The following is a 24,153-nucleotide window of genomic DNA, read 5'->3' as shown; positions in this document are numbered from 1 at the left end:
AATAATTTAGTAACAAAAAAGGCCAGCATAAAAGCTGACCTTTATATTCAATAAGCGAACGTATTATTTCTTACGAACGTGCGGCGCAGCTTTATCAAGCACACCGTTAATAAACTTATGACTGTCTTCTGCTGCAAATACTTTTGCAAGTTCAATAGCTTCGTTGATAACCACTTTGTATGGTACATCTTCACGACGAGTCATCTCGTACATAGCTAAACGTAGAAGCGCGAGTTCCATCAAATCCAGATCTTGCATAGGGCGAGATACGAATGGACGAAGCTTGCTATCAAGTTCCATGTGGCTAAGAGCAACACCAGTTAGTAGGTCGCGGAAGTATGCAACGTCTGTTTCAGGCATAGCTAGAGCAGGCTCTGTAGCATGATGCTCTTCTTCATCATACTTACCACCAGATAAGAACTGTTCTTCAACGGTAGCAATATTTTCTTTAGTAATTTGCCAAGAATAAATTGCTTGTAGAGCAAATTGACGTGCATTACGACGTGCGGCTGGTTTCACACTGGCCCCCATTAGGAATCGATTTCAGAAAGAACGTTGATCATCTCAAGTGCGCTAAGTGCTGCTTCTGCACCTTTATTACCAGCCTTGGTCCCTGCGCGTTCAATAGCTTGATCGATCGTATCAACGGTAAGAACACCAAACGCAACTGGAAGAGAATATTCCAGAGACACTTGTGCCAAACCTTTATTACATTCACTACAAACATAGTCAAAGTGAGGTGTACCACCACGGATAACTGTACCAAGAGATACAATCGCATCGAACTTACCTGTTTTTGCAACGCGCTGCGCTACCAGTGGAAGTTCAACTGCACCAGGGCAACGAACAACAGTAATGTTGTCTTCGCTTACTTGTCCGTGACGCTTTAAAGTATCGATTGCACCAGAAAGTAAACTTTCGTTAATAAAACTGTTGAAACGAGCAATAACGATAGCAATTTTTGCATTTGGCGCTGGGAAGCCACCCTCGATCACTTTCATAAGCCTTCCTTTAACTATTTTCATAAAGTGAGAATCGCCGGATTCTAGCACAAAACTGTGAGCAATATCTAATGCTAATTTAGAAGAACGGACACCTGGGATGTAAAGATGATAATGCAGTGTTGCTCCCAACCGTATAGGAACAACAAGTCGCCAAGCATCTGCATTTAACGCACGAAAAATTGAGCTTAGCGACTATACTCTTTTGGCTTAATTCGTTACCAAAAGATCAAGCAGAATCATCATTAATTTATGTGCTACAAACTGATAGGTAAGTGACTACTCACAAACGTATTCAACAACATTAAGACCAAAACCACCCAATGCGTGATAACGCTTAGTGCTTGAAGAAAGCAGACGCATATCGTGCACACCTAAATCTTGAAGAATCTGAGAACCTACCCCAACACGGCGCGAAGTACCTTGCTTCTTCGCCATGGTTGGCTGCTCGTTCTTATCTTGTGCTTCGAATGTCTTCACTTTGTAAATCAAAGAATCAGACGACTCTTCATTACCAAGAATAACCAGCACCCCGCCTTCGTCACCAATGCGCTTCATCGCTTTATCTAACGACCAGCTGCGCTCAGTGCCACGGTCGGAATGAAGCAGATCGGTAAACGTATCATGCAGATGAACACGCACTAAAGGAGCGCCATCAGACAAGTCACCTTTTTGCATTGCGTAGTGGATTTGGTTATCAATCGTATCGCGGTAAGTCACCAGCTCGAAATCACCAAACTCTGTTGGTAAATGACATTGGGCAACGCGCTCAATCGTTGTTTCTGTGTTGTTACGGTATTCGATCAAGTCAGCAATGGTACCTAGCTTGATGTCATGCTTGTCTGCAAACACTTCAAGATCAGGGCGACGAGCCATAGTGCCGTCGTCGTTTAGGATCTCAACGATAACCGAAGCTGGTTCACAGCCCGCTAGACGAGCTAAATCACAACCTGCTTCAGTGTGGCCAGCGCGCGTTAAAACGCCGCCTTCTTGTGCAGTCAGTGGGAAAATATGACCAGGTTGAACCAAGTCAGCCGCTTTGGCATCTTTGGCTACCGCAGCTTGAACCGTCACCGCGCGATCTGATGCAGAGATACCAGTCGTTACGCCCTCAGCCGCTTCAATCGAAACCGTAAAGTTGGTGGTATATTGTGCATTGTTGTCTTGAACCATAGGTGCTAGCCCCATGCGACTTGAACGCTCTTTGGTCAGCGTTAAACAAATTAAGCCACGGCCATACATCGCCATGAAGTTAATCGCTTCTGGCGTCACATGTTCTGCTGCCATGATCAGATCGCCTTCATTCTCGCGATCTTCATCATCCATCAGGATAACCATTTTTCCTAGGCGAATGTCTTCAATAATTTCTTGAGGAGTACTAATTGGCATTGTTCTATATCCTTTGAAATGGTTCTGCTTCCTAGAACCGACACTATTTAAACCTGATGATATTGCTCTGATTTACAAAGCGGTATTTAGCGCGCTTTGTACAAACTTTTAAGCAAAACCATTCTGCTGTAAGAATTCCATCGTCAATCGAGATTCAGGCTCAGACTCTTGCTGTTGGCCTTGCAGTAGACGCTCCATGTAGCGCGCTAATACATCGACTTCTAGATTCACTTTACGACCGACATTGAACTGGTCGATGGTCGTTTCTGAAGAGGTATGAGGAACGATAGTCAACTTAAAGGCATTCTTGCGTAAATCGTTCACAGTCAGGCTAATACCATCAACCGTGACTGAACCTTTTTGAGCTACGTACTTTGCTATTTCAGCTGGCATTTCTACCCAAAGCTCAATCGCACGCCCTACTTGATTACGCTCAACAATCTCGCCCACACCATCAACGTGACCAGACACGATGTGTCCACCGAAACGCGTGGTTGGTAACATTGCTTTCTCAAGGTTAACTTTATCGCCCGCTTGGTAATCGACAAAACCCGTTTTTTTCAGGGTTTCAAGCGAAAGGTCTGCACTGTAGCTGTGGTCGTTGCACTCAACAACCGTCAAACACACACCATTGGTAGCGATACTATCGCCTAACTGAACGTCAGCCATATCAAGCTTACCCACGTTAACCGTTACGGTGATGTCTTCTCCGCGGGGAGTAATTGCACTCAATGTACCTACGGCTTCTACAATTCCAGTAAACATTTTAAAACTCTTTTTGTTATCAACAACATGTATGTAGTGAGCGGATTTATTCCCACTATCGCTTCGTTACTATCAGTTTCGAAATACGGGTTTCGCTACGATGCGAATATCCACACCAACCTGTCGAACATCTTTAATTTCTAGGTCAATCACATCAGACATTGAGGTGAGCCCTAATGCGCCCATCAAACCTCGTCCGTCACTGCCCATAAGTTTAGGTGCTAAATAGAGGATTAGCTCATCCACCAGCTGTTCTTCAATCAAGCTTTTTGCCAATGTAGCGCCCGCTTCGACCCAAATATGGTCGATATGATTGGCAGGTAATTGACGCATCAGATCGTGCAAATCGAGCTGACCTGCATCTGTGGTTCCGACTTCAATATCAGCAGACGCTTCCGCTACTCTCAACACGGATGTTGGAGTCTGGAATAACTTGAGTTCAGGACGCAGTTGGTTTTGACGATCAAGAATCACGCGAATCGGCTGACGCAGCTCGTCTTCAGCGTAATGATCTTTGATGCTGCTTGGCAACTCTGCCCAACGAACATTCAACGACGCGTTGTCTTCAATCACAGTCTGGCTGGTTGATAGCACCGCGCCTGATTTTGCTCGGTAGTTCTGAACATCACGACGCGATTCTGGCGATGTGATCCACTGGCTTTGGCCATTTTCTAATGCCGTTTGCCCATCAAGGCTAGCGGCCATCTTTAACTGAACGAATGGCATGCCAGTTTGCATACGCTTGATAAATGCAGGATTCAAGTCGAGAGCGTCTTGCTCTAGCAAACCAATTTCAACCTCAATACCCGCATCGCGTAGCATTTTGATACCACGACCTGCGACTTTTGGGTTTGGGTCCTGCATGGCACAAATCACTTTTGAAACTTGAGCCTTAATCAAACCTTCTGCACAAGGTGGCGTTCGACCATAGTGCGAACAAGGTTCTAGCGTGACATAAGCGGTCGCGCCTTTTGCCTTGTCACCCGCCATTCGCATAGCGTGCACTTCAGCATGAGGTTCGCCCGCTTTGGCATGAAAACCTTCACCGACGATCTGGCCGTCGGTTTGTACAATGACACAGCCCACATTCGGGTTGGGTGCCGTGGTATAAATGCCGCGCTTCGCTAATTGAATAGCACGCGACATCATTTTAAAATCTAGGGGAGTAAAAATCGGCATGATTAAAGGGTTAGTCCTCTAATTTAGCGATTTCTTCGCCAAACTCTCGGATGTCTTCAAAACTGCGGTAAACAGAGGCAAAACGGATGTACGCTACTTTATCCAGTTCTTTCAATTGGCCCATCACAAGATTACCAATCATCTCGCTTGGTACTTCACGCTCACCAGTTGCACGGAGTTGTGACTTAATCGTACTGATCGCAAGTTCAATCGCATCAGCACTCACTGGGCGCTTTTCTAGGGCGCGCTGTACACCACCCACCATTTTATCTTCATTAAATGGTTCGCGGTTTCCATTCGACTTTATGACTTTAGGCATCACAAGTTCTGCCGATTCGAACGTAGTAAAACGTTCACTACATGCAAGGCATTGACGGCGACGACGAACCTGATGGCCATCGGCTACCAGTCTTGAATCGATTACTTTAGTGTCGTTCTCTGAACAAAAAGGACAATGCATATCACCTCCAAATAATTGAATATCAGTGTAACGGAATTGCCAAACGTTAGGAAAGAAAAAGGGCCAATTGAGGCCCTTTTGTGTGGTGATTCATTGATTATTGTTACTCGATCGCCATTTCAAAAATGAGCTAAAGACTAAAATTAACGACCAGCGTTAACCACGAACTAAATAGTTCGCTTTACCTACCCATTTGTAACTTGTTAGCTCTTCTAAGCCCATTGGGCCGCGAGCATGCAATTTCTGAGTAGATACAGCAACTTCAGCACCTAAACCAAACTGTGCGCCATCGGTAAATCGAGTTGATGCATTCACATACACAGCTGCCGAACCCACAGAGTTAATGAAACGCTCAGAGCTTTCTAGGCTATTGGTCATGATTGCGTCTGAGTGGCTCGCATTGTGTACGCGCATATGGTCAATCGCGTCTGCAACGTCCGCGACTACTTTCACGCCTAACGTGTAGCTTAGCCATTCAGTGTCAAAGTCTCCTTCAATTGCATCACGTTGGTCGTTAAAACTAGCCAGCATCGATTTTGCGCTAGCGTCGACAACTAATGTGACTTTGCCTGCTAAGCGCTGTGCTAGCTTAGCTAGGAAGGCTTCAGCAACCGCTTCATGTACTAGCAGTGTATCTAACGAGTTACACGCTGATGGGCGCTGAACTTTTGAGTTTTCGACAACATCTACCGACTTTTTAAGGTCAGCACTTTCATCAACAAAAATATGACTGATACCGAAGCCGCCAATGATCACTGGAATGGTGCTGTTCTCTTTACACATCTTGTGCAGGCTAGCACCACCACGAGGAATGATCATATCCACGTAGTCATCCAGTTTAAGCAACTGAGATACAAGTTCACGATCTGGTTTCTCGATGTACTGAACAGAAGCAGCTGGAAGCTCCGCTTTCTCTAATGCAGACTGAATAACTTTAACCAGTTCCATGTTCGAGAAGAACGTCTCTTTACCACCACGTAAAATGCTTGCGTTACCTGTCTTCAGACACAGAGCTGCAATATCGATGGTTACGTTCGGACGCGCTTCATAGATAACACCAACCACACCAAGTGGCACGCGGCGGCGAGACAGTGACATACCGTTTTCCAGTACCTTACTGTCAATTTCGCTGCCTACTGGGTCATTCAAGCTAATCACGTTACGCACATCATTAGCGATGCCGGTTAAGCGCTCTTCATTAAGAAGTAGACGATCAAGCAGTGCGTCGGTTAAACCCGCTTCGCGACCTAATTCGATATCTTTCGCGTTCGCTTCTAGAATCGTTGCAGCGTTTGCTTCTAACTCATCAGCGATGATCGCCAATGCCTTGTTCTTTTGCGCCGTTGATGCGGTCGCTAGGTGGAAAGCAGCGTCTTTTGCTGCGATACCCATGTTAGTTAAATCCATGTTTAACTCTCCTAAATTCAGTCTGTCGTTTGATGTAAAAAGGCGCTTTACGATTATGCATATTCGCAGTGCATCGCCTTATCATCACGAGCTACTCTTGAATCACAACCAGGTCATCACGGTGAATGACCTCTGAACCATAGTCGTAACCAAGAATGTCACCAATATCTTTACTGTGCTTACCCGCTATTTTCGCTAGGTCTTGGCTCGAATAACTGGCGATGCCACGCGCAATGACTTTACTTTTTCTATCTGTGACTTGAGTGACTTCACCACGAGAGAATTCGCCTTTAACTCGAACGACCCCTTTAGCCAACAAGCTACTGCCTTTAGTATGCACAGCATTGACTGCACCATCATCTACCACGATGTGACCAACAGAAGCTGGGCCAGCTAAAATCCAACGTTTACGGTTTTCAAGTGCTTCTGCTAAAGGCAAGAAACGGGTGCCTTGTGGGCTGTCACTCAATGAGTCGAACACCACATTTTCAGCACTGCCCGCCGCGATAATCACTTCAATCCCCGCACGACGAGCAATATCAGCCGCCTGCAGTTTGGTTGCCATTCCGCCAGTACCCAACGTAGTTCCACTGCCGCCTGCGATCTTACGCAGTGTGTCATCAATCGTTTTTACTTCTTTGATGAGCTCTGCATTTGGATCTTTACGAGGGTCAGCTGTAAACAAACCTTTTTGGTCGGTTAGCAGCAAAAGCTTATCCGCACCGCATAAAATACCAACCAGTGCTGATAGGTTATCATTATCACCCACTTTAATTTCGCTGGTCGCGACTGCGTCATTTTCATTAACCACGGGGATAATATCGTGGTCGACTAATGCATTAATCGTGTCCCGTGCATTTAGAAAACGCTCGCGATCATCAAGATCAGCGCGAGTCAGCAGCATCTGGCCAATCTTAAGGCCATAAATAGCGAACAAAGACTCCCAAGCTTGAATCAACTGGCTTTGCCCAACGGCCGCCAGCAGCTGCTTGCTTGCCATTGAGTTGGGAAGTGCGGGGTAACCAAGGTGCTCACGCCCTGCCGCCATTGCGCCAGACGAAACCATAACCACTGAGTGGCCTTGTTTTTTTAATTCAGCACATTGACGAACCAGCTCAACCATGTGAGCACGATCTAATGCCAATGTTCCACCAGTTAAGACACTGGTACCCAGTTTAACAACGACAGTTTTACGCTGTGTTGTTGTCCCGCTTTGATGATTTATTGTCATGAAGTCTTTTATGGATAAAACAAATAAGAGGTGATGTTTTAGCAATCAACAGGGGAATTCACAAGTAGAAAAGGTGCGAAATCGCACCTTTTTGCTCTATAGAGAAGACTAACCTTTAAAATCAGATGAATTCGACAGACTCTTCGTCGAATTGAACGCTGATTTCAAATTTAGTTTGAAGTTCATCAACCAATTTTTTATGAAAGGCTACTTGAGTTCGAGAGACTTCGGTGACCGCTTTCTTAGGCAGTGGCAAAGAATCCCAATTACCATCAGTGTTGTATTTACCGATGTTGTATTTCGCCGAATATCCCTCATCCGACTTATCTAGCTCCAACCACCAGCCCCAGAACTCACGTTCTTCTGGTGATTTTTTATCGTTCACACACACAGACAAGCAATCAAAAATATAGTGCCCTTCTTTTGATTGCGGCTCTCTTAGATAAGGGCCAATAGCCTTTAAAACATTAAGCAAACGATAGTGAGTAGGTTGTTGTGTCACTTCTGACATATTGAATCTCCATCTTCAATGTTAAGAATGACGTTACTCAGGTTTAAAGCAAACGGCTAAATAGCCTTTGATTTTATAAATAGTCACTGAGTATCAGGTACTTAATCTGTACACTTTTCATGCTTAACTAATTTCGGAGAAATGTCACCTAAATAATTCATCCTCAAGCCACTTTATAGCCAATTCGAGGGATTGCTCATAACCTTGTGTAATTGATTTAGTTTTGATTTTCTTCGCTTTACCGTAATCACTGTAAATAGCAACCAGTTGATTATCCGTATGTGGCGACACCGGGTCCCCCTCCAAAGCCAATGCCAAAATAGGGACACTCGTCTTACTGTTAGATAACAAACCTTGAACTTTGAGCGACCACGCCATCAATTGTCCGGAAAGGCTATTGATATCCACCGCACCTTTACCAAGGCGAGAAGCCAACACATCCAAATGCATTTTAGGCATCTGCTTTAACTTATCGGCATGAACAAAGATATCGTGGATTGGAGCACCTAAAGAGATACAAGCTTTAAGCTTGCGCTGTTCGATAAAAGATAGCCTCACCATTGCATTGCCACCAAAACGAAAACCAAATAACCCGACCTTATGATGATCCACCCACGGAATGTTAGGCAGTTCATTCAACACGGCTTGATGCAGACAAGAAGAGTCTTCGGTTAATGGCCAGTGTGAACTGTGTCCTATCGATGGCATATCTACGGTTAGCATCGCAATGTTCTTCGGTGCTAAGTAATCTCTAAACAAGCGCCACATATCAGTTTGCAAGCTATCCAAGCCAGCACTTACAATCACAACGGGTTGTGGCTTGTCCGTTTTGGTTAGATGCAAATTCGCTTTGATTTTCTTGTTTTGGTATGGCACTTCAATCTGTTTGACGATCAGCTTGGTATGCTTAATCGCTTCAGAATAAGCGGCGTTCGCCAATACTTGAGCCTGGACTGCAAGGCTGTCGTTCTTAAGATGTGGGTAGCCCGCAATGCTGAAGCACAAAGATGCAGAGAACAATTCTTCTGCCATCTCTTCACCACTCTTTTCGTTCGAACTATTTTGGTGCTGCATGCCTAGCTTAGTCCACTCGTAAGCCCAGTTACCGCTGCGGTAACCCATCACAGTGTCTAACCACTCATCAGTCGTTCGGGAGTTCTTTGATGACGCAATTCGAGCCAATACAGCTTCTTGCTCTATTGGATTAACCCCTTGCCATACCCACTGCAGACGTCTTAAGTTTCGGTACCATGATGAATTGTGCTGCTTACGCTTCTCGCCGAGCAACGCTTCGGAGCTGGGCATGTAACACGTTAGCATTGAGGTCTCTTTGGCCTGCTTATGCTTAACAAACAAGGTTTCCGAAAGGTTTGAGCTCGTTTCTTTTGATTCAGACATTGGAATACTTAATAAGAAATGGTTGTCACTAATCATATAAAAAAAAATGACCCTATGATGGGTCATTTCTCAAAAAATTTAGCTTGCGCTTATTTTGACTTGCGATTTACTGGCTCAACGTAGCTTAGGCTCGTATCCCAAGGTTGCTCAATCCATGTGTCTTGAGGGATATCAACAATGTATTCATCAAGTAAATGTGCACCAGATGGTTTTGCACATACTGCGATTAATTTCGCTTTAGGGTACATTTCGCGAAGCTTGCGTGCAGTGTCACCACTATCAACAAGATCTTCAACGATTAAGAAACCTTCACCGTCACCTTCAGGAGCTTTAACGACTGTCATATCACGTTGGTGATCGTGGTCATAGCTAGAGATACAAATCGTATCTACGTGACGAATACCCAATTCACGAGCCAAGATTGCACCAGGAACCAAACCACCACGGCTGACCGCCCAGATACCTTTCCACTGCTCTGCTGGCATTTGCTTTTCAGCTAGTTGACGGCAGTAAGTCTGCATGTTGTCCCAAGTGATAACGAATTTGTTGCTCATAGTATAAAACCTAATAATTTTGTCATGTTATTAGAGGCTATTCCAAACATAACCTCTTCAGCGATTAAGCAGAAATCTAGACGATTAAGCGAAAATGTATTTAAGAATAAAGATAGCCGACATGACCCACACAGCAGGTGAAACGTCGCGACCTTTACCACTTAGCAGCTTAATTACAGCGTAAGCGATGAAACCAAGTGAAATACCCTCAGCAATAGAGTATGTCAGCGGCATAAGCAGACATGTTACCACGACAGGTGCAGCTTCCGTAAGATCACGCCAATCAATGCCCACGAGGCCAGACATCATCAGAATGGCTACATAGAACAATGCGCCTGATGTTGCGTAAGCCGGAATCATACCTGCAAGTGGCGAGAAGAAAAGAGCCAGTAGGAATAAGATACCAACCACAACAGCTGTTAGACCTGTACGGCCACCTTCCGCTACGCCTGCAACACTTTCAACATAAGAAGTCGTGTTTGATGTACCTAGCAATGCACCAATAGACGTTGCTGTAGAGTCAGCAAGCAGTGCTTTGTTTAAACGAGGAAGTTTACCGTCTTCCTTGATTAAGTTTGCTTTCGTTGCAACCCCCACCAAAGTACCCGCAGTATCGAACAAATCGACGAACAAGAATGCGAATACGACTGAAATCATACCTATTTCAAATACCGCAGAGAAATCAAGCTGCATAAACGTAGGTGCTAAGCTTGGTGGTGTAGACATGATGCCACCGTATTGAACATCACCAATAGCAATACCAAGAGCCGTGATAGCTAGAATAGCGATCATGACTGCGCCTTTCACACCACGATGAACAAGAGCAATCGTAAGGAAAAAACCAAGTGCGCCTAGGGTTGGGGCAATCGCGGTAATATCACCAAGTGAAACCTTGGTTGCTGGGTTAGAAACAACGATGCCAGCATTGCTAAGAGCAATAAACGCAAGGAAAAGGCCAATACCCGCAGAGATACCTACACGCAGAGACATAGGGATAGAGTTGATAATCCATTCACGAATCTTAAAGATACTTAAGAAAATGAAGATTACGCCCGATACGAAAACCGCTGCCAAAGCAACTTGCCACGTATAACCCATCCCCATTACAACAGCGTAAGTAAAGAATGCATTCAGCCCCATACCTGGTGCTTGAGCAATTGGGTAGTTAGCAACAAAGCCCATGATAAAACAGCCAATAGCAGCCGCTAAACAGGTTGCTACAAATACAGCGCCATGGTCCATCCCTGCGTCAGCTAGAATCATTGGGTTTACAAAAATAATGTAAGCCATTGTTAGGAAGGTTGTTAGACCTGCGATGATTTCAGTGCGCACATTGGTGCCATTTTCACTGAGTTTGAATAGCTTTTCGAACATTATCGAATCCTATAAGAGTAAACGGTTGCGTAATCGATTGGCCGTGGATTATAAAGTTATCAAATAACAAATTCCAGATAGAATTAAGGCTCTAATCGATATTTATCAGAATACTTTATGAAACAAAGCGATTAAAAAGGAAGATAGCTAGAGAAAATAGCCATAATAAACAGTTAATTAATACTATTATTCATGATGGAATTTCTTGGTTACTTTTTCGACCATCAATTATTTTAATAGAGAGTCTAGCCATTAAACTCTGAATTCAAACCCACAAGAGTTGTGTATTTTTCAACAAGATCAGTAATCAGGCGCAAATTGATATTTCGGCGTTTAAAAAACAACCATGCAAAACAGCAGGGAAAGTGACAAGCTAAAGCGGTTTGGAAAAGTAGCAGGCAAAAAAAACGCCACTCAAAACTGAGTGGCGGTAGAATCTGTCAACCAAAAGGGTTGTAAAAGAATTCCAATATATAGGGGTAAACAAAACTGTTCGAGTTACATGCTTACGGTATTAGTAACCAAAGCTTGTAGGGTATGCAAAGTTGCTAGTGTAAACAGAGCTGTTAAGCCAGAACATTGCAGATGGTAAACCTTTCATAACTATCACCTTAATAAATCAATAAAAAACGAATTTGATTTCTCGGTTCCTTGGAGGCGATAAAACGGACTCATCCTTTGAGCATTTACTCTTCACCTTAGAAGTTGGTTATTAATATACCCTAAAGAAAAAATATTACAACTTTTTATTGCGCCACATCACACTTTTGACTAAATAAGATCACCCCTCAAACCCATAAGTGTAATTAAATTACAAAATAGACTTAAACAAACGTTTGCTTGGGTTATTTATAAGCATCAAAGCGCTTAGTTATGATCGGATGGACAAAATCGCTTTCAAAATTTGAGGTGTTTGAGGTTTAGAAGCGCTACTCGTCAAAACACTCAAGTGGTATGCTGTTACCATCAAAACAGACCCATATTTTAGATTTTTGTTCTAGGTTTTTACCCATGAAAATCCTAAATATATGGTTACCAAATAAAAAAGGAGTCATCCGTGTCTGAATTCCATTCTGAGATCAGTAAATTATCCCCTGCCCCTATTTGGCAGTTCTTCGATAAGATTTGCTCAATCCCACATCCTTCTAAGCATGAGGAAGAGCTAGCTCAATACATTATTGCTTGGGCAACAGAGCAAGGTTTAAGTGTGCGTCGCGACCCAACGGGTAACGTCTTCATTACTAAACCTGCAACGCTAGGCATGGAAAACAAAAAAGGTGTGGTGCTGCAAGCGCACATCGATATGGTTCCACAAAAGAACGAAGACACGGTTCACGACTTCGCTAAAGATCCTATCCAGCCATACATTGATGGTGAGTGGGTTACAGCAAAAGGCACAACACTTGGCGCTGATAACGGCATGGGCATGGCTTCTTGCCTAGCGGTTCTTGCGTCAAACGAAATCAAGCACGGCCCTATAGAAGTTCTACTCACTGTAGATGAAGAAGCAGGAATGACAGGTGCTTTCGGTCTTGAAGCTGGTTGGTTAGAAGGCGATATCCTTCTTAATACCGATTCAGAGCAAGAAGGTGAAGTATATATGGGTTGTGCTGGCGGTATCGACGGTACAATGACTTTCGACATCACTCGAGATGCTATTCCTGCAGATTTCGTAACGCGCAAACTAACACTTAAAGGCCTTAAAGGCGGTCACTCGGGTTGTGATATTCATACTGGTCGTGCAAACGCAAACAAACTACTTGCCCGTTTCTTAGCGAGTCACGCAAAAAAGCTAGACCTTCGCATCGTAGAGTTCAAAGGTGGTAGCCTTCGTAACGCAATTCCTCGTGAAGGTTTCGTAACGGTTGCAGTTCCTGCTGCAAACCAAGAGGAACTGGCTTCGCTATACAACTACTACACCGAGCTTCTATCAACTGAACTAGGTAACATCGAAGACAGCATCGTAACATTCAACGATGAAGTCGCCGTTGAAATGGGTACTCTTGCACAAGCAGAACAGACGCGCTTTATCGCTGCACTTAACGCAGCACCAAACGGCGTGATTCGTATGAGTGACGAGATTGAAGGTGTTGTGGAAACATCTCTAAACGTAGGTGTGATCACGACAGAAGAGAATTCAATCACAGTACTTTGCCTGATCCGTTCCCTTATCGACTCAGGTCGCAGCCAAGTAGAAAGCATGCTTCACTCTATTGCTGAACTAGCAGGTGCTAACATCGCGTTCTCTGGTGCTTATCCAGGTTGGAAGCCAGACGCAGATTCTGAAATCATGCACATATTCCGCGACATGTACGAAGGCATATACGGTCACAAGCCAAATATCATGGTTATCCATGCTGGTCTTGAGTGTGGTCTATTCAAAGAACCTTACCCAAACATGGATATGGTTTCTTTCGGCCCAACGATCAAATTCCCTCACTCTCCAGACGAGAAAGTGAAGATTGATACCGTTGAACTATTCTGGAACCAAATGGTTGCACTGCTTGAAGCAATCCCAGAAAAAGCTTAATTCGATAGGCTATGTTTGCTCAATAAATCGTGCTTTTCAATAAATAGTACTTTTCAGTAAACACCGTTTATCCGAGGCAAAATAAAACAGGTACTCAATGAGTACCTGTTTTTGTATCTAATATTTGTTAATCGACTATTTGTAACTAAAGAAGTAATACCAATCACAGTAAGTAAGTGTTCAGAAATAGCGCAGGAAAAAGGCTTGAGAACAAGGCGTAATTTTCTGATAAGTAGTTATTCTACAATCAAAAATCACAACGCAGTTATCGAGATTTTTAACAAGCTAGGGTGACCAGTTATTTACTACGATTGGTATAACTAAGCGCGTGAAGCCGCGTAGCTTTCTAGCTCATCCATTGAAGTTTGTGCCACAACTTCGCCATCGATGAAGTACGTCACCATCTCGCCATCACGAACACCGATTAACGTCGCGCGCTCACCAGATTGGTAAGTAATGTCCATTTGGATCGTGTTTTCATCAATCTGCTGCATTTGACCCTGCTCGATCACATCTGCACTCGTGATAGGACCTATTGGCGCTTCCGTTAGAGACGGGTCAAGTTGGTTATTAATGTCTAGGTAAGTGTCAGTCTTTGTATCAAAGATGTGTGGAGAACCCGTTAGTGGGTTGCTACCAGTCCAGAACTCTAGTGAATTGAATACCAGGTAATCAGCAGCAACCGTCAGGCCGTAAGCAGGTGCAAGTAGCATGTTCAAACCACCACGTGCGTAACGGTTATCAACAGCCTTAACGTTGAACTTCATGAGGTAACCCGTTACTGCGTTACTACCAACACAGCCAGATAAAGCGACAGAAACCACCGCCAGTGCAACGACTTTTGAAATTGTTTTTTTCATTTTGATCTCAATATTTGAATTTGGCCGCCAAAAAATGGCGGTGGATAATACCAACGAACTGAATAACAAATATCAGCGCTAAATCAATGTATTGTCAGAAAATTCACAATTTGAAACACCCTTCAATTAGCCAAATAAAAAACTGAAACCAATTCAGAAGCCCCTTCATAAAAAACTTTTGTCGTCACCGTAAAGCGATTGATTCGTACTAAAAATCAACGATTGCTACATTCCGTGTTAACGAATTATCACCATGTTGAGAACAACCTAAATGGCAAGACTAAAACCTAACCAACCATTCGAATTACTTGGTTATACTGTTCAGCCAGGACAGCGAATGGAGATTGAACTGCAAGCAGCTCAGCTTTATACACACTCTCCACTTTCAATCCCGATTGAAATCATTCACGGTCGCCAAGCAGGCCAAACACTGATGGTAAACGCGGCGATCCACGGCGATGAGTTAAATGGTGTTGAGATTGCCCGCCAGTTAACCAATGCTATCGATCCGAAGAAGTTGAAAGGTACCTTAATTGTTGTGCCTATCGTTAACGTGTTCGGCTTCATCCATAAGTCTCGTTACCTACCAGACCGCCGTGACCTAAACCGTTGCTTCCCTGGTAGTGAGAAAGGATCGTTAACATCACGTATCGCTTACACCTTCTTCGAGAATGTTGCGAAGCACTGTGATTTCATCTTAGATTTACACACGGGGGCGATTCACCGTACGAATCTGCCACAGATTCGTGCAAACCTGTCGAACCCAGAAACACTGCGCATCGCAAAAGCGTTTGCAACACCAGTGATCATTGATTCTCCACTGCGTGACGGTTCACTGCGTAGCGAAGCGGAAAAACTTGGTATTCCTGTATTAACTTACGAAGGTGGTGAAGCGCTGCGTTTTGATCCTTTAGCGATCCGTGCCGGTTACCTTGGCGCTCACCAAGTTATGAAAGAAATCGGTATGTTGCGCCCGAACCGTAAGAAGTTGCCAGAGCCAGTATTGAGTAAATCGACCAGTTGGATCCGCGCGGAATCAGACGGCATCTTGCGTAATATGGTAGGGCTTGGTGAACAAGTTGAAGCCGGGCAAACTCTGGCTTACATCAGCTCTCCATTGGGTCACCAAGAAGGCCAAGTGATCACAACCAAAGGCGGTATCGTGATTGGTCAGCAAACTCTGCCTTTGGTCAACGAAGGTGATGCTGTGTTCCACATCGCTTACTTCAAGCAAGACGATGAAGAAGTCGGACAATCAGTAGAAAGCTACATTGAAGAAGTGGCAGAAGATGATTGGCTAACTGCACTGAATAACTGATCAGACAATGCTTAAAAGTTTAAGAGCTCGACGTTAAAAGCGAGAAGCCAAAACAGTGCTCTTAAACACAATAAAACAGAACTCCACAAACTAAAAAGCCCCAATACACTTTTAACTAGAAAGAAAAAAGTTGTATCGGGGCTTTTTTTTCACAAATCCCTTATCTTAAAATTAAGGGATCTATAAATTAGTCATGCACTGAATTACTCAGCGTCTTCTTGCTCTTCTGCACGAGCTTTAGCGCGCGCTTCACGTGCTTGCTCAGCTTTAAGCTCTTTAGTGTGACGTAGTTCGTCACGCTCTTTACGCTGCTCTGATTTACGCTCGTTACGTTCAGCTTGGTTTGCGATGAAAGAGGCTAGCTCTTTCTCTGCCCACTCTTGTGCTAGAGCTTCAGTTTCGAAACCAGACTCACGCTTAGATACTGTAGTGCTGCGAGACGTTACTTGACGAGTAATCTCTGCACACCAACCGTTGCGTTTTTCTGTAAGGCGGATATCAAATTTTTTGTTCTTAGACATGTTCTATTTTTTCCTAAGGGAGATCATTAAGGGATCGGTCAACTTTGATAACTCCATCTAAGTGAGCATCTTTTAACACCATCCCTTGGTAAGCGCGATATTAGAGCACAAATCAATGAATATTGCTGCAAATATTTGCAGCGGATCACACTCCAATGCTGTATAGACTGAAATTAACTTAGCCCGGATGACCATCCACTCGCGGTGTTAGTAACATCATGCCAAATTTCCAAATAAACAGACCGAACGCCAACGTCCATAAGGCTGCACTGAGGTTAACCATCTCAAACAGATAAGCCGGGAAGAAAGTCACACCTAAGCTACGTACGAGCGCTGCTAAAAAAATAGCCGAGAACGCTAACGCCATGCTTGGCCCTTTATAGATAGCACGACCAGTGTGTCCCATTGTCACGCGCGTAATCATCGCAAGAATCAAACCGCTCAAGCCACCAATCGCAAACAAGTGCAGCATGTTATGACTGGCAAATGGGTTGTCTAATAAACCACGTAACAGCAAGCTGAGAGGGATACATAAGTAAGCCGCATGCAGCGACCACACCAAGGGCTCAGATAACGTAGTCCAAGGCTTCCAGCGGATAAAGCGCACCAACTGAGTTACCCCTGCAAATACCATCAACTCATTGCCGACTTGAGCAAAGGTCAATGGGAAGAAACTCAGAACAAACAGTCCTATCAAAGGCAAGTTTGCAAGCCATTCCAACCAAACCAAGGGCTGCGCTTTTTCAAAATCAAAACGACGCGCTGTGAAGAATGGGATTACTCGCCCACCCATCACTGATAACAGCAAAGTAAACCACCACAACATGGCCTGCCAAACTGCAGACGATGGAAATGGAGGCATTCCCTTAATGGTCGCGTAACTAGCAAAGTTCGCCACGATAGCCAATATAAACAGCGGTACAAAGAACAGGTTCTTCCAGCCTTTCGACTTCACGACTCGAAAACCAATTTCGTAAGCGGCGAAGATTAAGAACAGCGCTTCAATCGAAGAGATCAGCCACAGCGGAGCCGGTGTCCAAAAAAGAATGCGAGGTGCCAACCACAAGCCGACTAGCACGCCTAATCGATAATACTTGGTACCATTGACCCCCGTCCACGTTTGCACCGCAGTCAGAACAAAACCAACCACAATCGCCATAGAAAAACCAAACAGCATTTCATGTACGTGCCACCAAAGCGCGGGTACTTTTAACACTTCAGGCTGACCATTTTGGAACATGACAACCCAAGCCACAATCGCAATCACAGCATATAGGCTGCCTAAAAAGAAGAAAGGTCGGAAGCCTAAACGCAGGTAGGCTGGAATCGCGTCTTCTACACTTTTATCTGTGATATTTAACAAACTCGCTCCTAATGCTCAGATAGCGGCTAAGGTATTACCTAAACCAAATTTGGTTTGCATCAAATTCGATGCAATCTGCTGATCACACTGCATTAAACGCGCCAATTCGATAAAGCCCGTAAAAACAGCTACTCACAAGATTCATAGACCAATAAATAAGTCAAAAACACACAACAAAAAGAGTCATAAAGACATATAGATGTATAAATAAAAACTTACTGACTTTTGCGATTGCGACACATATAGTAAGGTTAGACTTAAATGGAAAAACTCAGACAGAGAAAGCGATGTATATTTTTGGTTATGGCAGCTTAATCAACTCATCTTCACGCCAGCTTACCGGCCAGACAGGGCAAGCGATCCCTGCGATTGTTCATGGCTTAATTCGCCATTGGAGCAAGATCGATGACAGCTATGTATTGTCACCTTTGATCGTCAATCTTGGTGAAGGGCAAGTGAATGGTGTTTTGCTTGAAGTCGATGATGTAGCCTTGGCTGAGTTTGATCGCCGTGAACGTGGCTATCATCGAATCGAGTTAAAAGCCGATCAGATAGAGAGCCAAACTGATTTCAAAACGGATCAATCGATCTGGGTTTACATCAAAGACGATATTACAGCGCCTTGTGAAGACAGCCCTATCGTTCAAACCTATGTCGATACCGTTATGGCAGGATGTTTAGAGGTGTCTGAAAGCTTTGCGGCGCACTTTGTGGAACACACACAAGGTTGGCACCACCCATTAGAAAATGATCGCCACCAGCCAAAATACGGCAACCTTGCTGGCGTTTCTGAGCACCACCACAGTGTGATTGATGGTTTAATACTGAGTGTTCGCAGTTAGCCTTTGAGGGCTTTGGTTATTTTGGATCTTTGAGAACAGGGAAGTCGATGAACTTATAACAAGTAGGCTCACCGACTAAAATAAACCGCTTAAACCACTCGAATACCCGCTGGCATTGCACGTTCTGGCGTCAGCAATACGCTTTCAGATTCATCTTCCGTTTCTGCACATAGCAACATGCACTCAGAAGTGTGCCCTCTCATCTTAGCCTTCGCTAAATTACACAGCACAACAACCAGCTTGCCCATCAACTCTTCTTCTGTGTAATAAGGGACTAGGCTGGTCACTGTTTGTAGCGTCTTCTCACCCACATCCACTTGCACGATGTAAAGCTTGTCTGCGTTTTCATGACGCACAACCTCGATGATCTTACCCAAACGCATTTCTAACTTAGCAAAGTCGCCATAAGAGACAGTATCCATTTCTCACTTCCTATATTAATTGGTTTTTTACCTATCAAATAATTTTACTAAAACTAAGTAAAGTGTAAACATTTACACTGCATTAAGTCTAATAATTACAAGCAGTAAAGATCTCATTACTGCAAGTAAAATGAGAGTTTCGTTGCCTTGCACTTATTGTCGGTGTTAAATAGATGCAGCAATGTATAGAGGTTAAAAATGGCAACAATTAAAGATGTCGCAAAAGAATCCGGTGTATCAGTCGCAACCGTATCTCGGGTGATCAACAAATCTCCGAAGGCCAGTGCGAGCTCTATTGAGTCGGTGACAAAAGCGATGGCTAAGCTCGGCTATCGCCCGAATGCCAATGCCCGTGCGCTGGTAAGCCAAAGCACCAATACCGTCGGTGTGTTAGTTGGTGATATTTCCGATCCTTTCTTCGGCACGCTAGTTAAATCGGTAGACAACGTTGCTAGAGAGAACGGCAAACATATCTTGGTGGGCAATGGTTCTCACAATCGTGAAGAAGAACAACAAGCGATTGAGTTACTGATCAGCAGTCGCTGTGATGCACTAATCATTCACTCGAAAGGCCTAACTGACGAGGAACTGATTGCTTACTCTAAAGAAGTGAAAGGCTTAGTACTGATCAACCGTTACATCGAAGAAATTGCCAATCGCTGTATCTTCCTAGATAACAAGAAAGGTGCATTCCTCGCGACTGAATACTTAATCCGACATGGTCATAAAAACATTGCGTGTATCGCTTCCTCTTCAAGCATTGAAGATGCCAACGAACGTGTTGAAGGCTACCAAGCCGCGCTGAAAGAGTATGGTATTGAGTTATCTGAAAGCTATGTTGAACAGGCTCTACCAACCAGTGATGGTGGTGAATATGCGATGACTAATCTGCTGACTAAGTCACTGCCAATCACTGGCATTGTGGCTTACAACGATTACATGGCGGCAGGTGCTTTGTCGGTACTAGATGAGAACGGAATCCAAACGCCAGAGAAGATGTCGATCATCGGATTTGATGATGGCTTGATTGCCCGCTATGTTCATCCAAAGCTCACCACCATTCGCTACCCGATTCAGATGATGGCAGAGAAAGCAACACGACTCGCGCTGCACCTAGCCAAGGGTGAAAACACCTCTACTGAACCAATGATGTTCTCTCCAACTCTGGTACGCCGCAATTCGGTAGAGAAAGTCTAAGCTCTAGTCTACTCACTAAGCCCTAAACAAAAAAAAGCCCTAACAGAATCGCTTCTGTTAGGGCTTTCCTACCTTACTCTCTTGCCCAACAATCACTCCCAATGAGGTAATAGATTACTAGGTGCCACTTTTGCTCATCCCCCAAGAACAACGCAATAACTCACATCGTCCTATTCACAAGCAAAAGACATTGGCATCACCGCTTTGAGCTAGAGCGTACTAGTTTGAAGAATCCCCCGAAAATTCAAACTGGTAGCAGGTACTGTAGTTATATTCTTGTTCAGGCTTAAGAATACAACTGTCCTGCTTCCACTCTGGGTGGTTAGGAGAGTCAGGTAAGAACTGGGTTTCTAGAGCCAAACCAGCGTAGTCTTCATAGCTGCCACCACTTCGGTTTGGTGTGCCACCAAGCCAGTTCCCAGTGTATAGCTGCATCGCAGGTTTGGTTGAAAATACTTTTAGTGTGACGAGCGCATCCGGTGACGTTACGGTCGCGGCGCATTGAGTGCGTTTGCAGCCGTCAGCCAATAAGAAAGAGTGGTCGTAACCCTTTGCTGCTTTCTGCTGTTCATCACCCAACAGACGCTCTGAGATCATCATAGGCTGATTGAAGTCGAAGCTGGTCGATTTCACCGATTTAAGGTTACCTAATGGAATTCCTACCGAGTTGGTCGGTAAGAATTGATTGGCGTTAATGCTGACAATGTGTGACAAACAATCGTGTCCGGCTTCTGCGCCAAGTAGATTGAAGTACGCATGATTCGTTAGGTTAACCACGGTTGGCTTGTCTGTGGTTGCAGAGTAATGAATGGACACTCGATTGTCTTCGGTGATGTCATAACTCACCGACACATTCAAATTCCCCGGGAATCCTTGGTCGCCATCAGCAGATTCTAGAGTAAACACCACTGACGTTTCGGTTTGCTCGGCAATATTCCAACGGCGTTTATCAAACCCGCTCGGACCACCGTGTAAGGTATTGCCCGCTTGGTTGGTTTCCAGCTTGTAGTTCTGACCATCAATTTTGAAACGACCATTGGCAATGCGGTTAGCATAACGACCAACGGTTGTGCCCATATAGCTGGCTTGTTTATCGAAGTTATACATTGAGTTAACACCCAACAAAACTTCTCTCTTATTTCCCTTTACTGGCAGGATACAGCTCAACCATGTTGCGCCAATATCCATGAATATCACTTCCATGCCGTGTGCATTCGACAGCGTGACAAGCTGAGCAGGTTGGCCATCATAGGCTGCAGTTTCTGTCATGGATTGGTGCAGGTTCTGCGCTTGTGTCATTCTAAATTCCTTCTACTGCCAGTAAAAAGCCTCTACGTTGAGGTAAAGGCTTTAGGACTTGGCCTACCATGATCTTTTTACTTGGTAAGCTCTATATTAAGTCTCGAAGCCGTTAGATTACTTCAACTAAGCCTGCTCCGTCTTTCGCTTGGCACACATAAATAGATTCTTTTAGACCCGTCGCCGCTTGATATTTCTGTTCAACGGTTGTTTTGATTTCATCAACCAATGCAGGTGGAACCAATGCCACAATACAACCACCGAAACCACCGCCAGTCATACGCACGCCACCTTGTTCGCCGATCACTTCTTTGACCATATCAACCAGCGTATCAATCTCTTTAACCGTGATTTCAAAATCATCACGCATTGATGCATGCGATTCAGCCATCAACTCACCCATGCGTTTCATATCATGAGTGCGCAGAGCTTGAGCCGCTTCAACAGTACGGTCATTTTCAGTAATCACGTGACGAGCACGTTTCGCGACCACTTCATCTAACTCAGACTCTTTCGCTTTGAATTGTTCAATGGTCACATCACGAAGCGCAGGAGCACCAAAGATACGCGCTGCTTCTTCACACTGCTCACGACGCGTGTTGTATTCGCTGTCAACTAAGCCGCGTTTCTTGTTTGAGTTGATGATAACCACAGCCATATCTTCTGGCATTGAAACCGCTTGAGTCTCTAGGCTACGACAATCCAAAAGCATCGCATGGTTTGCACGACCTTCTGCAGAGATCATTTGGTCCATGATGCCGCAGTTACAGCCCACAAATTCGTTTTCGGCTTGCTGACCATTAAGAGCCACTTCGGCTTGGCTGATCTCTAGGTTATAAAGCACCTTGAATGTTTGACCGATGACCACTTCCAATGCCGCAGAAGAACTTAAACCTGCACCTTGAGGTACGTTGCCAGAAACAGAAATATCCGCGCCTTTAAACTGGTGGCCACGCCCAATCAAGCACTTCACCACTCCACGAATGTAGTTCGCCCACATTTTGTCTTGTTGGAATGTGACCTCTTGAGTTAAATCGAACTCATCCACTGCATTACCGTAGTCCACTGATACTACGCGTATAATGTTGTCATCACGCTTAGCCGCTGCGACTACCGTTTGGTAGTTAATGGCACACGGTAGAACAAAACCATCGTTGTAGTCGGTGTGCTCACCGATCAGGTTCACACGACCTGGGGCTTGAATAATATGAGTCGCTTGGTAACCAAGGACTTGCTCAAAAGATGCTTTCACGTTTTGGATTAGGTCAGACATAAGCAAACTCTTTGTTCAATTGGTTATGGCCCCTTTACGGCACCACTTTAATTCTTTTAGATCCCCTATCTCGCTCGTCTCTCACGGTAGGGAATGACAACATCAGCTTCCCACTTGTCGTCATTCCAGAATCGAGGGACGAGATATCAAGGAGCTCACTCGTTATCTACGAAGTAGGCTATTCCTGCTCTTTGTAGTGAACGTCACTCAAATCACGAAGACGTTGCGCGGCTTGTTCTGCGGTTAAATCACGCTGAGACTCAGCCAGCATTTCGTAGCCCACCATGAACTTACGAACTGATGCGCTGCGTAGTAGTGGCGGGTAGAACAACGCGTGCAGTTGCCAATGGTCGATGTCGGTGCCTTCTTCGAAGAACGGCGCATAGTGCCAACCCATCGAGTATGGGAATGAACACTGGAACAAGTTGTCGTAACGACTGGTCAGCTTCTTGATCGCAAGCGCTAAGTCATCACGCTGTTCGTCCGTCAATTCACTCATGCGGTGAATATGCGTTTTTGGTAGCAACATGGTTTCGAATGGCCACGCAGCCCAATAAGGCACCACAGCAATCCAATGTTCAGTTTCAACCACAGTACGAGAGCCGTCTTTCATTTCAGCTTCAACGTAATCCACTAAAAGATTCGAACCTTGTTGTTCGAAGTACTCTTTTAACAGTTTCTCTTTGCGTTCAATTTCGTTGGGCAAAAAGCTGTTTGCCCAGATCTGACCGTGTGGGTGAGGCTGAGAACAGCCCATAGTCTCTCCTTTGTTTTCAAACACTTGAACCCATAGGTAGTCTTTACCTAGCTCTTCAATCTGTTCGTTCCATGTGTCGATAACACCGCGAATCTTGTTTACTGGTAACTCTGGCAACGTTTTGCTGTGGTCCGGAGAGAAACAGATAACACGGCTCAACCCACGAACACCTTGAGTCTTGAATAGAGGGTTTTCAGACTCTGGAGCGTCAGGCGAATCAGGCATCAACGCCGCGAAATCGTTATTGAATACGTAAGTGCCGTCGTAATCTGGATTTTCGTCACCCGAGATGCGTGTATTGGTCGGGCACAACAAACACTCTTTCTCGTACTCAGGAAGTTGATCGGTCGATGGCTTCTCGTCTTGACCACTCCACGGGCGTTTAGCACGGTGCGGTGATACTAAGATCCACTGACCCGTTAGTGGGTTATAACGACGATGCGGGTGGTCTACTGGGTTAAATTCAACTTTTGACATGTTTAGATTGCTCTCAAATTTTGTG

General features: G+C 44.6%; 23 protein-coding genes. 4 read left to right on the top strand and 19 right to left on the bottom strand.

Annotated elements, in window-relative coordinates; all coding sequences use genetic code 11:
* Positions 1 to 63: 63 nt before the first annotated feature.
* The 12 genes from nusB to ACED48_RS05980 all read right to left on the bottom strand — a co-directional run bounded on the left by nusB (position 64) and on the right by ACED48_RS05980 (position 11,269).
* Entirely contained in the window at positions 64 to 531 is a 468-nt protein-coding gene (gene nusB, locus ACED48_RS06035) for a transcription antitermination factor NusB (RefSeq protein WP_017056253.1), read from the bottom strand.
* Positions 531 to 1,001, bottom strand: coding sequence for a 6,7-dimethyl-8-ribityllumazine synthase (gene ribE, locus ACED48_RS06030; protein WP_004741508.1), 471 nt, complete (start codon positions 999 to 1,001; stop codon positions 531 to 533). The genes nusB and ribE overlap by 1 nt, the downstream gene beginning before the upstream one ends.
* A gap of 279 nt (positions 1,002 to 1,280) precedes the next feature.
* The gene (gene ribBA, locus ACED48_RS06025) at positions 1,281 to 2,390 is read right to left on the bottom strand and encodes a bifunctional 3,4-dihydroxy-2-butanone-4-phosphate synthase/GTP cyclohydrolase II (RefSeq protein ID WP_017056252.1); all 1,110 of its coding nucleotides are present in this window, start codon (positions 2,388 to 2,390) and stop codon (positions 1,281 to 1,283) included.
* 108 nt (positions 2,391 to 2,498) lie between these two features.
* Positions 2,499 to 3,155 (bottom strand): riboflavin synthase, encoded by a 657-nt coding sequence (locus ACED48_RS06020; protein ID WP_017056251.1) that lies wholly within the window; start codon positions 3,153 to 3,155, stop codon positions 2,499 to 2,501.
* Between the two features lie 72 nt (positions 3,156 to 3,227).
* Complete coding sequence (gene ribD, locus ACED48_RS06015; protein WP_017056250.1) at positions 3,228 to 4,304, bottom strand: bifunctional diaminohydroxyphosphoribosylaminopyrimidine deaminase/5-amino-6-(5-phosphoribosylamino)uracil reductase RibD; 1,077 nt, start codon at positions 4,302 to 4,304, stop codon at positions 3,228 to 3,230.
* A gap of 40 nt (positions 4,305 to 4,344) precedes the next feature.
* Positions 4,345 to 4,794, bottom strand: coding sequence for a transcriptional regulator NrdR (gene nrdR / locus ACED48_RS06010; protein ID WP_004734394.1), 450 nt, complete (start codon positions 4,792 to 4,794; stop codon positions 4,345 to 4,347).
* Between the two features lie 156 nt (positions 4,795 to 4,950).
* Positions 4,951 to 6,201 (bottom strand): glutamate-5-semialdehyde dehydrogenase, encoded by a 1,251-nt coding sequence (locus tag ACED48_RS06005; protein ID WP_017056249.1) that lies wholly within the window; start codon positions 6,199 to 6,201, stop codon positions 4,951 to 4,953.
* 91 nt (positions 6,202 to 6,292) lie between these two features.
* Positions 6,293 to 7,477: a glutamate 5-kinase gene (proB, locus tag ACED48_RS06000; RefSeq protein WP_170960252.1), complete on the bottom strand. Its 1,185-nt coding sequence runs from the start codon at positions 7,475 to 7,477 to the stop codon at positions 6,293 to 6,295.
* 76 nt (positions 7,478 to 7,553) lie between these two features.
* Positions 7,554 to 7,943, bottom strand: coding sequence for a sigma factor-binding protein Crl (gene crl / locus ACED48_RS05995; RefSeq protein ID WP_017056247.1), 390 nt, complete (start codon positions 7,941 to 7,943; stop codon positions 7,554 to 7,556).
* A gap of 144 nt (positions 7,944 to 8,087) precedes the next feature.
* On the bottom strand, positions 8,088 to 9,341 hold the full coding sequence (gene frsA, locus ACED48_RS05990) for an esterase FrsA (protein ID WP_017056246.1): 1,254 nt from the start codon (positions 9,339 to 9,341) through the stop codon (positions 8,088 to 8,090).
* 89 nt (positions 9,342 to 9,430) lie between these two features.
* On the bottom strand, positions 9,431 to 9,895 hold the full coding sequence (tet(34), locus tag ACED48_RS05985) for an oxytetracycline resistance phosphoribosyltransferase domain-containing protein Tet(34) (RefSeq protein ID WP_017056245.1): 465 nt from the start codon (positions 9,893 to 9,895) through the stop codon (positions 9,431 to 9,433).
* Between the two features lie 84 nt (positions 9,896 to 9,979).
* Positions 9,980 to 11,269, bottom strand: a complete 1,290-nt coding sequence (locus ACED48_RS05980) for an NCS2 family permease (RefSeq protein WP_017056244.1) — start codon at positions 11,267 to 11,269, stop codon at positions 9,980 to 9,982.
* A gap of 1,057 nt (positions 11,270 to 12,326) precedes the next feature.
* Between ACED48_RS05980 and ACED48_RS05975 the strand changes: the two genes are divergently transcribed.
* Positions 12,327 to 13,799 (top strand): aminoacyl-histidine dipeptidase, encoded by a 1,473-nt coding sequence (locus tag ACED48_RS05975; protein WP_017056243.1) that lies wholly within the window; start codon positions 12,327 to 12,329, stop codon positions 13,797 to 13,799.
* 320 nt (positions 13,800 to 14,119) lie between these two features.
* Here ACED48_RS05975 and ACED48_RS05970 read toward each other — a convergent pair whose 3' ends face one another.
* On the bottom strand, positions 14,120 to 14,659 hold the full coding sequence (locus ACED48_RS05970; protein WP_017056242.1) for a DUF3332 family protein: 540 nt from the start codon (positions 14,657 to 14,659) through the stop codon (positions 14,120 to 14,122).
* 271 nt (positions 14,660 to 14,930) lie between these two features.
* Here ACED48_RS05970 and ACED48_RS05965 point away from each other — a divergent pair, with 271 nt between their 5' ends.
* Complete coding sequence (locus ACED48_RS05965; RefSeq protein WP_017056241.1) at positions 14,931 to 15,977, top strand: succinylglutamate desuccinylase/aspartoacylase family protein; 1,047 nt, start codon at positions 14,931 to 14,933, stop codon at positions 15,975 to 15,977.
* A gap of 203 nt (positions 15,978 to 16,180) precedes the next feature.
* Here ACED48_RS05965 and ACED48_RS05960 read toward each other — a convergent pair whose 3' ends face one another.
* Positions 16,181 to 16,498 carry a DUF3622 domain-containing protein gene (locus tag ACED48_RS05960; protein WP_017056240.1) on the bottom strand — a complete coding sequence of 106 codons (318 nt, stop codon included), beginning with the start codon at positions 16,496 to 16,498 and terminating at the stop codon, positions 16,181 to 16,183.
* Between the two features lie 178 nt (positions 16,499 to 16,676).
* On the bottom strand, positions 16,677 to 17,861 hold the full coding sequence (locus tag ACED48_RS05955) for an NnrS family protein (RefSeq protein WP_017056239.1): 1,185 nt from the start codon (positions 17,859 to 17,861) through the stop codon (positions 16,677 to 16,679).
* A 287-nt stretch (positions 17,862 to 18,148) separates the two neighbouring features.
* On the opposite strand from ACED48_RS05955, the gene ACED48_RS05950 reads away from it, so the two are divergent.
* Positions 18,149 to 18,703, top strand: coding sequence for a gamma-glutamylcyclotransferase family protein (locus ACED48_RS05950; RefSeq protein WP_017056238.1), 555 nt, complete (start codon positions 18,149 to 18,151; stop codon positions 18,701 to 18,703).
* An 89-nt stretch (positions 18,704 to 18,792) separates the two neighbouring features.
* Here ACED48_RS05950 and ACED48_RS05945 read toward each other — a convergent pair whose 3' ends face one another.
* Positions 18,793 to 19,125 (bottom strand): tRNA-binding protein, encoded by a 333-nt coding sequence (locus ACED48_RS05945; RefSeq protein WP_017056237.1) that lies wholly within the window; start codon positions 19,123 to 19,125, stop codon positions 18,793 to 18,795.
* A gap of 198 nt (positions 19,126 to 19,323) precedes the next feature.
* On the opposite strand from ACED48_RS05945, the gene ACED48_RS05940 reads away from it, so the two are divergent.
* Complete coding sequence (locus ACED48_RS05940) at positions 19,324 to 20,322, top strand: substrate-binding domain-containing protein (protein ID WP_017056236.1); 999 nt, start codon at positions 19,324 to 19,326, stop codon at positions 20,320 to 20,322.
* 219 nt (positions 20,323 to 20,541) lie between these two features.
* On the opposite strand, the gene galM is transcribed toward ACED48_RS05940, so the two are convergent.
* The 3 genes from galM to ACED48_RS05925 form a co-directional block, all read right to left on the bottom strand.
* On the bottom strand, positions 20,542 to 21,621 hold the full coding sequence (galM, locus tag ACED48_RS05935; protein WP_017056235.1) for a galactose-1-epimerase: 1,080 nt from the start codon (positions 21,619 to 21,621) through the stop codon (positions 20,542 to 20,544).
* Positions 21,622 to 21,733: 112 nt separating this feature from the next.
* Positions 21,734 to 22,894, bottom strand: coding sequence for a galactokinase (gene galK / locus ACED48_RS05930; RefSeq protein ID WP_017056234.1), 1,161 nt, complete (start codon positions 22,892 to 22,894; stop codon positions 21,734 to 21,736).
* Between the two features lie 178 nt (positions 22,895 to 23,072).
* A complete protein-coding gene (locus tag ACED48_RS05925; RefSeq protein ID WP_017056233.1) occupies positions 23,073 to 24,128 on the bottom strand; it encodes a UDP-glucose--hexose-1-phosphate uridylyltransferase in 1,056 nt (351 codons plus the stop codon).
* Positions 24,129 to 24,153 lie beyond the last annotated feature (25 nt).

It is taken from the genome of Vibrio sp. 5S239 (assembly GCF_041439575.1).
Taxonomy (GTDB): domain Bacteria; phylum Pseudomonadota; class Gammaproteobacteria; order Enterobacterales; family Vibrionaceae; genus Vibrio; species Vibrio kanaloae.
This window is presented reverse-complemented; position numbering and strand designations above follow the sequence as displayed.